The 9641-nt window shown below is 39.1% G+C and carries 7 protein-coding genes and 1 pseudogene; 3 read left to right on the top strand and 5 right to left on the bottom strand.

Features of this window, described 5'->3' with window-relative positions:
• The first annotated feature begins 749 nt into the window (after positions 1 to 749).
• Positions 750 to 2330, top strand: coding sequence for a WG repeat-containing protein (locus tag ACEW8O_RS09645; RefSeq protein WP_373494420.1), 1581 nt, complete (start codon positions 750 to 752; stop codon positions 2328 to 2330).
• An 85-nt stretch (positions 2331 to 2415) separates the two neighbouring features.
• Here ACEW8O_RS09645 and floA read toward each other — a convergent pair whose 3' ends face one another.
• From floA to proS, 3 genes are all read right to left on the bottom strand, one after another.
• Entirely contained in the window at positions 2416 to 3429 is a 1014-nt protein-coding gene (gene floA, locus ACEW8O_RS09640; RefSeq protein WP_373494419.1) for a flotillin-like protein FloA, read from the bottom strand.
• A 3-nt stretch (positions 3430 to 3432) separates the two neighbouring features.
• Positions 3433 to 3894: an NfeD family protein gene (locus ACEW8O_RS09635; RefSeq protein WP_373494418.1), complete on the bottom strand. Its 462-nt coding sequence runs from the start codon at positions 3892 to 3894 to the stop codon at positions 3433 to 3435.
• A 139-nt stretch (positions 3895 to 4033) separates the two neighbouring features.
• The gene (gene proS / locus ACEW8O_RS09630; protein WP_373494417.1) at positions 4034 to 5515 is read right to left on the bottom strand and encodes a proline--tRNA ligase; all 1482 of its coding nucleotides are present in this window, start codon (positions 5513 to 5515) and stop codon (positions 4034 to 4036) included.
• Positions 5516 to 5643: 128 nt separating this feature from the next.
• Here proS and ACEW8O_RS09625 point away from each other — a divergent pair, with 128 nt between their 5' ends.
• The gene (locus ACEW8O_RS09625) at positions 5644 to 7047 is read left to right on the top strand and encodes a hypothetical protein (RefSeq protein ID WP_373494416.1); all 1404 of its coding nucleotides are present in this window, start codon (positions 5644 to 5646) and stop codon (positions 7045 to 7047) included.
• Between the two features lie 92 nt (positions 7048 to 7139).
• Positions 7140 to 8660, top strand: a complete 1521-nt coding sequence (locus tag ACEW8O_RS09620) for an OmpP1/FadL family transporter (RefSeq protein ID WP_373494415.1) — start codon at positions 7140 to 7142, stop codon at positions 8658 to 8660.
• On the opposite strand, the gene ACEW8O_RS09615 is transcribed toward ACEW8O_RS09620, so the two are convergent.
• Positions 8650 to 9180 (bottom strand): shikimate kinase, encoded by a 531-nt coding sequence (locus ACEW8O_RS09615; RefSeq protein WP_373494414.1) that lies wholly within the window; start codon positions 9178 to 9180, stop codon positions 8650 to 8652. The genes ACEW8O_RS09620 and ACEW8O_RS09615 overlap by 11 nt on opposite strands.
• Positions 9177 to 9641, bottom strand: a pseudogene (locus tag ACEW8O_RS09610) (DoxX family protein); the annotation flags it as partial. The pseudogene ACEW8O_RS09610 and the gene ACEW8O_RS09615, both read right to left, overlap by 4 nt.

The raw sequence follows: 9641 nt of genomic DNA, 5'->3' as shown, positions 1-9641 counted from the left end.
GATGATTTTTTCTTCTTAAAATTGATTATTAAGAAATTTTTACCGCCATAAATAAAATTACTGTAGCATGGCATTTATTCAATCAGGAACTGAATTTGAAAAGATAATATGTAAGAAAAATACCTATAATAAATTCGTTGATAGCTATCGGGACGAAGTCGGAAGACCGAAGATGGCATGAATTCAATATCAACCAGCCTTTAAATTAGTTTATTGTCATTCCTTGTAGAAGTAGCTGGTTTTAATAATCATATTTTAACTCGAGTAAAACAAGCCAAGTTTTTTTAAAAAAATTAATAGGTGTATTTTAAAGGTTGATTTATTAAAAAGCCATCAACTAATATTCTGACTCGGAGATTGCCACGTCGTACGAAAACTCTTCATAGTAATGTTGGATTAATGAAGTGCTCCTACCAATGACAAAATCGGAGCAGCCGTAACCCTGTAAGGAAGGGTCTCTCGAGGATCAAAAAATGTATAACAAACATAAATAGGACCTCTAGAGATTCTTCGTGCCTCAGAATGACGACTGCCTAGAGGGTAACCTGATGTCATTCCAATTCTAAACATCAACAAAATGATGTGCTTCTCGCAATGACGAATAGCCAATTTGAATCATCATTCTTTACTCCTGAGTTCGGAAGCATTCATCAAAAAAACAATAAACAATATTGTTCACCAACAAAAATGGACAAGGTGCTTGAATTCTCACTCCAATGCTTTTTATTTACTCCCTGAACCAATAAATGATGAATATCCCCCCAAATTGGGCAGCAAAATTTGTGTGTACCCTGATTTTGTTTTTGCCTTTCAATGATATTTCAGCGCAGACCTATGAGGTTTTTGATCAAAATTTTAAGCTTAAATCGCGTGTGGAATATGACCAAATCAGCATACTCGGTGAAGCAGTGCGGATAAGTTCATCAAACAAGGAATTAAAACTACTTAGTAAAGAATATAGACCTTTTGTCAACCTGAAGGCAGAAACAGTCATTGGCTACAATCAGCCATGGATCATCACCGAAGGACCCAAAGGTAAGGGAGTATTTCATGAATATGGAGAAGAAATTTTTTTGGCTGAATATGATGAAGTCCAGTCTTTTTACACACGTGTATTGGCCAAAAAAGGAAACCAATATTGGCTATACGATCATTCCTCAAGAAAAACCTCGTTACTCGGAAATTTCGATAATGTAATCATGGCGAGAAATGGTCAGTTAATTGCCAATAAAGATCAGAGATTTTTTCTGCCACTTTCAAAAACTCCGGAGCATTTGTATTTGGATCTAATGGATGTCTGTGACAATTTTTTGATTTCCAAAGAAAACTCAGGATTTGGCCTGATCAATAGAGATGGGGATTATGTGCTGCAACCTATCATCGATCACATTGCCCATGTGGAGGATAATTATTTTTATGCTTATGATGGAAATCAATATATGTTGATCCGAGGGAGACAAGGAAAAGTTGACATTACTTATACTTCGTATCATAAAATAACCCTTGAAGATGGATTGATGCTTGAGTTTATCCATGGAAAACTTAGGAGAGTTATGAAAAATGATGGGATATTATTGGATCAAACCGGAATGGAAAAGGTATTCAGTGTAGGTCAAAAGCAATTCAATGTTCTTTTGAAAGATAATAGAATTGGCCTGTTAGGCTCCGATGGGTGGCTAATCAAACCTGTACTTGGGAATATTGAATCTATATTTCCGGGCAACGAATCACTATTCCCGGCAAAGAATTCTAACTTATTCGGTTTTATTGACCAATCAGGAAAATGGGTGATAGAAAACATATATCAGGAAGTCAGAAACTTTAGGGAAGGATTGGCCGCTGTAAAAATAAACGGTGAATGGGATTTCATAAATAAAGCAGGCATAAAACTCACCTCATCAGGATTCGAACAAGTATCTGATTTTAATAACAAACTGGCGACAGTTAAGAAAAACGGAAAATATAATCTTATTGACCATTCTGGAAATATCCTTTTGATAAACTGGTATGATAGAATTACATTGGGAGTTGAGAATTATTATATATCCGAAAACAACAATTTATTTGGATTGATCGCCCCGGATGGCAAAGAAATCGTTGGGCCTAAATTTCAGGAACTTAGAAGGGAAGACCTCAATAGGATACTTGTCAGGATGGGAAATAAGTACGGAATCATTGATGAAAACGGAGATTATCTCCTTCCTATATATTATAAGAGTATCATTTTTGATTTGGCATCCAATCAAATATTGGCAGAGGATCAATATCAATTCTTTCCTTCAGAAACTGAAATAAAGGAACCTATCCCAAAAAAGAAACGGGGAGAATAAGCATCAAAAAAACCAAAATTTCCTGTAGTGTTACAGGGAATTTTGGTTTTATATTTTCCTCATTAATTGGCAAACGCCAAAGTTACTATTTATCACCTAACTTACCCTTTCCTCCTTCTTTCCCACTTCCCGAATCTGTGCCTGCTATGGAAGATCTCATTTCTGTATCTGATTGGATATTTTCCATTCTGTAATAATCCATCACACCGAGTTTACCATTTCTGAAAGCTTCAGAAATAGCTTTGGGAATTTCTGCTTCCGCGGCAATTACTGTAGCCCTCATTTCGACAGTTCTTGCTTTCATTTCCTGTTCCAATGCAACCGCCATGGCCCTTCTTTCTTCAGCTTTAGCCTCTGCTACTTTCAAATCAGCTGAGGCCTGATCTATTTGTAGTTTCGCACCAATGTTGGTCCCTACATCAATATCCGCAATATCAATGGACAATATTTCAAATGCTGTACCTGCATCCAACCCCCTTTCCAGTACTAATTTGGAAATTTTATCAGGGTTTTCAAGGACACTTTTATGATTTTGGGCGGAACCTATGGAAGTAACAATACCTTCTCCCACCCGGGCCAAGATAGTTTCCTCACCCGCACCTCCAACCAATTGGGCAATATTGGCCCTCACGGTTACCCTCGCTTTAGCAATCAATTGAATACCATCAGCAGCAACCGCTGCTACATTTGGAGTATTGATTACTTTGGGATTTACCGAAATCTGCACTGCTTCGAAGACATCCCGACCGGCCAGGTCAATTGCAGTAGCTTGCTTAAAACTCAGAGTGATATTGGCTTTATCGGCAGAGATCAATGCCCTGATGACATTGGGAACATTGCCTCCAGCCAAATAATGGGTTTCCAGGTCATTGGTGGTTAGGTTCAGACCTGCCTTTGTAGCAGTGATCATAGAATTTACAATAACACTTGGAGGAACTTTCCTGATTCTCATCCCTATCAGTTCCCCTATCCCTACTTTAACATTAGAGAATACAGCCGTTATCCACAGGTTTACCGGGACAAAATAAAGGAATATAAAAAGCAATATCAGTGCGGCAAACGCTGAAAATAAAATAAAAGCCGAATTGGTCATTTCCATGATTTAATTGTTTACGATGATAGTATTGTTTTCCAATTTAGTAATAATAACTTTTGAACCGACAGGAATTAATCCGGAATTGGATTTCACTTCAAAAATCCGTTCTATAAATTCTGCTTTGCCTATAGGCTTTAAGTCTGAAACAGCTTTTCCCTCCATGCCGATTTCAAGTCCCAAAAGTCTGTTATCAAATGCCCTACTCGTAATTGATTCTTTCAAAGCGAATTTTTTCCATACACCTGAACGAAAGCCATAAAATAAAACCGAGAAGTTAAGTAAAAGGGTAAGCCCCACAATAATCCAGGCCGTTTGTGATTCAAAGGAAATAAAAGCAAAATAGATACCCCCTATTGTTACGATAAGTCCAATAATCCCAACCAAAGTTGTTCCGGGGACAAAGAGTATTTCCGTAATTACCAGAATTAGTCCAATTGCTAAAAGGCTGCATAAAATAAGCCAGGTCATAAGGATATTTTTTTTGAAAATAGTCAGTTTTTCCGGAGTAGAAAAATCAGTGGGATGAATATTTTTTCAAAGTAAAATAAAAGCCTTCCACAAATTCATGAAAGGCTTTTGAAAAGGGAAATAAGTTGATTTTAACAAATCAATAAGCCCGTGCAAAATATACTCTTCCTTTTGATGGGTTACCGCTTAAAATACACTTCCCTGATTCTTCTTTTCTTTCCAAAGGAATGCACCGGATTGTGGCTTTGGTCAATTCTTTGATTTTTTCCTCAGTTTCATTAGTTCCATCCCAATGGGCCGAAAGGAAACCTCCCTTCTCTTCAATCAATTTTTCAAATTCTTCCCATGTATTGACTTCAGTGGTCATTTCCTCTCTGAAATTCAAAGCTTTAGTATATATAGTATCTTGAATGGTATCCATCAATCTGCTGATATATTCTTCAATCACAATTTCACTAAGGTTAACGGTTTCTTTGGTCAAGGTATCTCTTCTAGCTATCTCAACAGAATTATTTTCCAAATCCCTTGGCCCCATTGCAATTCTGACAGGAACTCCTTTCAGTTCATATTCCGCAAATTTCCATCCAGGCTTGTAGGTATCTCTGTTGTCAAATTTCACTGAAATTCCTTTGGATCTCAGTTTAATCATGATTTCGTTTGTTTTTTCTGAGATCTTGGACAGTTCTTCTTCAGTTTTATAGATGGGAACTATGACCACTTGAATCGGTGCAAGTTTAGGCGGCAAGACCAATCCATTGTCGTCTGAGTGGGCCATAATCAATGCTCCCATCAATCTGGTACTGGCTCCCCATGAAGTACCCCAAACATATTCCAATCCACCTTCTTTCGTTGCAAACTTAACATCAAAAGCTTTGGCGAAATTTTGTCCCAAGAAATGTGAAGTACCCGCCTGCAAGGCTTTCCCATCCTGCATCATTGCTTCAATACAATAGGTATCCTCTGCTCCCGCAAATCTTTCATTTTCACTTTTCACTCCCCTGACAACGGGCAAAGCCATATGCTCCTCAGCAAACTGAGCATAGATATTCATCATTTGGACAGTTTCAGCAATTGCCTCTTCTTTGGAGGAATGGGCGGTATGTCCTTCCTGCCAAAGGAATTCAGTGGTTCTCAAAAACAACCGCGTTCTCATTTCCCATCTCACGACATTTGCCCATTGATTGACCAAAAGTGGTAGGTCCCTGTAAGATTGAATCCAATTTTTGTAAGTACTCCAGATCACCGTTTCAGAGGTAGGTCTCACGATAAGTTCTTCCTCAAGTTTGGCATCAGGATCAACAACGACCCCTTTCCCATCTTCCGAATTTTTCAACCTGTAATGTGTTACAACTGCACATTCTTTGGCAAAACCTTCTACATGGGTAGCTTCTTTTGATAAATAGGATTTGGGAATAAATAAGGGGAAGTAAGCATTAACATGTCCTGTTTCTTTGAACATTTTGTCCAATTGGGCCTGCATTTTTTCCCAGATGGAATATCCATATGGCTTGATGACCATACACCCCCTTACAGGAGAATTTTCAGCTAAATCTGCTTTTTTAACCAATTCATTATACCACAAAGAGTAGTCTTCACTCCTTTTCGGCAATCCTTTACTCATAGTGACTTTGTTGAAATCAAAAATCTAATTATCTTCGCTAATTACTGTAGGGGGCAAATATAAACCAAAATATTATAACCCTCTGATACTTGCCTCGTATATAAGACTAAATAGTAAAAACCAAACAAATGAAAAACCTCAATAACATATTGACCCTCGGAGCTGGAGCCATCCTAATACTGTCATCCTGCAGTACCAGCTACAATGCCATGAGAGGCGGAGAATCCGATGACCTCTATTTCATGGCATCAGATGCGCAAATTGCCACCGAATTTGCTGTTTCTAACAACAATCCTCAAAATTTTCAGTCTTTGAACGATGTTGATGCTACGCAATTTGAACAAGAAAATTTTTCCGCAAGAAACGTCAATCCTGAATATTTAGCCAAATATCAGTCCGAAAGTAATTCCAGAGATACAGGCACTGTTTACTTTGACGAAGCAGAGGGTCAACAAGAGGGAAATGTCAATGTATATAATAATTATTACGGCAGTGGAGCCGGACTTCCCGGTCAGGGATTCAATAATAACCGAATGAATTTCAATCTTGGATTCGGATTTGGATCAATGATGGGAATGGGTTGGGGTATGCCAATGTATGGAATGGGTTGGGGTATGCCAATGTATGGAATGGGCTGGGGAATGCCTATGATGGGAATGTATGATCCTTTCTGGGGCATGGGTATGCCTATGATGGGAATGGGTTGGGGCATGCGTCCCCGTTTTGGAATGGGAATGGGCTGGAATTCTATGTGGGGTTGGAATATGGGAATGGGAATGGGATTTGGCGGAATGTGGGGTAACCCTTGGATGAACCCTTACATGGGTGGCGGAATGTATGGTTGGGGAATGCATCCCGGAATGGGATGGGGAGCTCCCGGAATCGGATGGGGCGGTGAAGGTGGCCGTCAGGTTGTCAGAGGTGCCAGACCTGGAAGAGGTTCAAGTCTAGCTACAGGTGGCAACAGACCTGGAGTAAATTATCCTGCTTCTACAAGAGCCGCAAGAAGAGATGCTGTTAATTCAGGTAGAAGTGTGGGATCTACATCAAGAGCTACAGGTCGTGATTTCGGAAGATCTCAAAATGATTATTACAATGCTAGAACCAATAGCAGAGTAGCCAATTCTGCAGCAACAGGTACCAGAAATGTTGGTTCTGCAGCAGCTACAAGACCAAGTAGCAGAACTGGTGTAAATAATGCATCACCGAATTACAATACCCGTACAGGTAATACAAGAGGTACTACTTACGGCAATACCAATAGGGGTACCACATCGCCTAGCTATAACAACAGAAGTACTCAAGGGACTAGAGGGACAGGTAATCCTTCTTACAACCGGGGAAATACAAATATGAATAGAACTGTTCCTTCCAGAAACATGTCTTCTCCTTCGAGAAATACGATGTCTGCACCAAGCAGAAGTTCTTCACCTGCTATGAGTTCGCCAAGTAGAGGTGGTAGTAGCATGGGAGGAGGAAGCCGTGGAGGTGGAATGAGCTCCGGAGGTTCTAGAGGGGGAAGGGGAAATTAATTCCCCTTTTTTTTTAGCCTTTAATCTGTATGGTGTTTGGCAAAAAATTTGATTATGATTAGCTATCATCGCTTAATTATTCTAACTATCATATGATTTCAGTAAAAAAGATATTCTTTAGTGCTTTTGTACTATCTGCAATTACTCTCGGAACTTCTAATGCCCAAATTGGCTATTTTGAAGATGCTTTAAGGTTCAGTCAATTCAGGTCTACCGGTTCAGCAAGGATCATTGGATTGGGTGGTGCACAAATGTCGCTGGGAGGTGATATTTCCAACATTCATACAAACCCTGCAGGCCTTGGTTTTTTTAGAAGGTCCGAATTCAGCATCACACCCTCATTTGGCACGTGGGTGACTGAATCAAACTATTTGGATCAAATACAGGAGGACAGGACAGGGAATTTTGCAATTCCTAACCTGAGTTTGGTTATCAGTAATCCAAAGGGTCCTCTAACTACAGGTGCGTTTCGAGGAGGATCTTTTGGTATCAGTTTTAATAGGTCAAATCATTTTAACAGTCAATTTGGTTATTTTTCAGATTTCGAAGGGGAAACCTCTATAATCGATTTCTTTCTTCAAGAGGCAAATGGAATCCGTGAAAGCCAAATTGAGAATTTTGGGTTGACCGGGTTGGCATACAACACTTTTTTGATCAACCCTATTACCGAAGATGCAAGTGGGAACCCAATAAATGACCCCACAGAATATGATTCGTTTGTGATTGGTTTTCCATTCCAGGATGAATCTGTGGTCACAGAAGGCAGAACAAGTCAGACAACAGTTTCCTATGGTGCTAATTTCTATAACAAGATCTTTGTAGGTGGAGGGCTAGGACTTACCTCAGTAAATTACACTTCAAGAAAAACCTATGGAGAAGAATTTTTTGATGAACCTTTGATTACTTCTACCATAGATGAATTCTTAAATGTATCAGGTTTTGGAGCGAATATCAATCTGGGTGTAATCTATAAACCAATAGATCAAATAAATTTAGGTCTGAATTTCCAGTCACCGACATGGTACACTTTCAATGAAAGGTATGAAGCAAGAATGGTGAATGAATTTGATAATTACTTTTTTGAACCTGAAAATATAACATTGGGAAGAGAAGAAGCAAGTACACCAATTGTAATGGGTAGGTATAACCTTAACACGCCGCTGAGATTAAGTGGTGGAGCAACCTTTTTCATAGGCAAGAATGGTTTTATCACTGCTGATGTAGATTACTTAGACTACAGTGCCAGCAGAATCAATTCCAGAGATTTTAATCCGACAGGTGATAATCAAGAGATCCAACGGTTGTTTGGGACCACCTTTAATTATAGGGCAGGTGCTGAGTTCAGACTTGATATTTGGAGATTTAGAGGGGGATACAGCTATTATGGAGATCCTTTTATGAACAGTACTTTTGACCGAAGCACACAGCAATTCTCCGGCGGTGTTGGGGCAAGGCTGAAAAAAATCTATATAGATTTTGCGCTTTCTGCAAGCTATTTTGATCAATTGTATAATTCCTATCCTATTATTGATGGAGGCGTTAATTTTGGTCCATTCACAGAAATAAGACACCAAATCACTACCGGTGCATTGACCGTAGGATTTAATTTCTAAAGTAGGTCATTATTTCAGATATCAAATGCTCAGTGGAGATATCATCACCACTGAGCATTATTTTTGCCTGTCGATAGTAACTTTCTCTTTCCGACTGAAGATTTTTTAATTTTAGGATGATTTCCCCTTCATCCAATCCTGCAAACAGTGGTCTTTTACCTAATTGGCCCTTATGCAGCCTGAGATATAACTCACTTAAAGAAACATCCAGAAAAATGGAAACTGATTCCCGATTGATCAAATCCATGTTGTCATTGAAACAAGGGGTTCCACCACCTGTTGCCAAAATAAAACCTCCAATTCTTCCTAGGCTTTTTTCCAGATAAAAACTCTCCAAGTCCCTAAATTTCCCCTCTCCTTCTTCCTCAAAAATCTTTCCGATAGATTTACCGGTTTCTTTTTCTATTACTTGGTCGAGATCCACAAAGACAAATTTAAGCTGCTGCGCAAGCTTTTTGCCAAAGGTAGATTTACCTGAACCGGGCATACCGACCAAAACTATTTTCAATGGTGTTCTCATCGCCCAAACAAGCGCTTGATTTCTTCAGATGTAGGTGTATTTCTAAAATGATATTTTTTCAGAACTACTCCTTGATCCAATAACAAGATTCCGGGATTAGACCTCATGATGGTTTTGATAACTGTAGCATCTCCTTGATATCCTTCGATCCCCCATGCCCTTGAACCTATCAACCATCCTATTTCATCCTCTGAGGATGCAGCGACCAATAACGGCATGATATCAGTTCCTTTCAATCCTGCTATCATGGCATCGATCTCATCCAAATAAGAAGTATTGAGCTTGCTCATATTGGTCACCAATACCACTGCCATTTTCCCTGTCAGAATTTCATCTGTATAATCTCCATCAGCATTCCAAACTGCGAAATCAGAGATTTTTGGAAGGGCATCTTCATTTACAAGATTCATTTCAACGAATTCATAGGAATCATCAGAAGGATATTGATCGAAAACATACTC

This window comes from Aquiflexum sp., from assembly GCF_041749095.1.
Classification (GTDB): domain Bacteria; phylum Bacteroidota; class Bacteroidia; order Cytophagales; family Cyclobacteriaceae; genus Aquiflexum.
Note: the sequence above shows the minus strand (reverse complement) of the source record. Positions and strands in the feature narration are given on the sequence as shown.

Bases quoted from the DNA above. Each gene is read 5' to 3' on its own strand.
- ACEW8O_RS09620 (WP_373494415.1), top strand. From the start codon at position 7,140: ATGATTTCAGTAAAAAAGATATTCTTTAGTGCTTTTGTACTATCTGCA.
- ACEW8O_RS09625 (WP_373494416.1), top strand. From the start codon at position 5,644: ATGAAAAACCTCAATAACATATTGACCCTCGGAGCTGGAGCCATCCTA.
- proS (WP_373494417.1), bottom strand. From the start codon at position 5,515: ATGAGTAAAGGATTGCCGAAAAGGAGTGAAGACTACTCTTTGTGGTAT.
- ACEW8O_RS09615 (WP_373494414.1), bottom strand. From the start codon at position 9,180: ATGAGAACACCATTGAAAATAGTTTTGGTCGGTATGCCCGGTTCAGGT.
- ACEW8O_RS09645 (WP_373494420.1), top strand. From the start codon at position 750: ATGAATATCCCCCCAAATTGGGCAGCAAAATTTGTGTGTACCCTGATT.
- ACEW8O_RS09635 (WP_373494418.1), bottom strand. From the start codon at position 3,894: ATGACCTGGCTTATTTTATGCAGCCTTTTAGCAATTGGACTAATTCTG.
- floA (WP_373494419.1), bottom strand. From the start codon at position 3,429: ATGGAAATGACCAATTCGGCTTTTATTTTATTTTCAGCGTTTGCCGCA.